The sequence below is a fragment of the Pseudomonas sp. SDO55104_S430 genome (assembly GCF_054070595.1).
The window spans coordinates 1-1,029 of sequence record NZ_JBSVXG010000489.1 but is presented as its reverse complement, the minus strand read 5'-3'; the positions used below and the strand labels follow the sequence as shown (position 1 = coordinate 1,029).

General features: G+C 63.1%; 1 protein-coding gene. It reads right to left on the bottom strand.

The features are described from left to right. Positions 1-73: 73 nt before the first annotated feature. Positions 74-928 carry a D-hexose-6-phosphate mutarotase gene (locus ACW9JE_RS30850; RefSeq protein WP_457434926.1) on the bottom strand — a complete coding sequence of 285 codons (855 nt, stop codon included), beginning with the start codon at positions 926-928 and terminating at the stop codon, positions 74-76. Positions 929-1,029: the final 101 nt, after the last annotated feature.

The following is a 1,029-nucleotide window of genomic DNA, read 5'->3' as shown; positions in this document are numbered from 1 at the left end:
CGCGTCGAGCACAAAACCTGTGGGAGCGGGCTTGCCCGCGATGAGGCCAGCAGGTGCACCACAAGACCTGGAACTACCCCCCCACCCGCGCCTGCAAACTCAAATGCGCCCGCTCCCCCGGCTTCAGGCACAAACTGTCCGTGCCCCCACTCGCCGCCTCCACACAGACAAACTCCGACACCTCATTCCAGCTCACCCCCAGCAACGGCCGCGAGCCCGGGTGCCAGACCACCGTGTCCGCCGTTTCGCCGGTATCGATGCACAACGCCCGCTGCCAGGCGTGGTCATTGAGCTGCAATTCGCCGTCATGCTGGAACACCCGCTGGCAGCCGCCATCGACGCGCAACTCACCTTCCTGCTGACAAAATTCACGGTTCAGATGGTCATAACCCTGCGCCCCGTCGAGCCCAGACAGCGCTACCTCACCGACATCGCCAATACGCCAGTAGGCGTGCAAAGCCTGGCTCAATTGGCAAGGAAGGCTGTCGTTGTGCTCGGTGCTCAGGCGCAGATCCATGCTTTCGCCCAGATGCGCATGCAGGTCCGCCTGCCAGTCGCACAGCTCCAGCCGCCAGTGCAGGCGCACGCCATCGTCGTCACTGCTGCTGTCGATCAACTTCCAGTCCAGCAGCCGCGCCCAACCATGGGACGGCCAGGCATTCTCGCTCGGGTGACGGCCATACCACGGCCAGCACACCGGCACGCCACCGCGAATGGCACCGACATGAGGCCAGCGCGCCGCACACCACAACCACGGCTTCTGATCCCGGGGCTGAAAGTGCAACAGCTGTGCGCCCTGACGACTGAACACCGCCTGACACAGCGGGTGATCGATCACCAGCACATCGCGCTTCTGATAGCGCTCCCACGCAAACACCGGGCGTTCGCGCAAGGATTTGAAGAAGCGTTGTAGCGGATGCTCATGCATGTGCAACGGTCCTGAAAATCATGGGTGTACTCAACTGTCTGTGCTTTTGTGGCGAGGGGGCTTGCCCCCGTTGGGTCGCGAAGCGGCCCCAAAAAAATGGG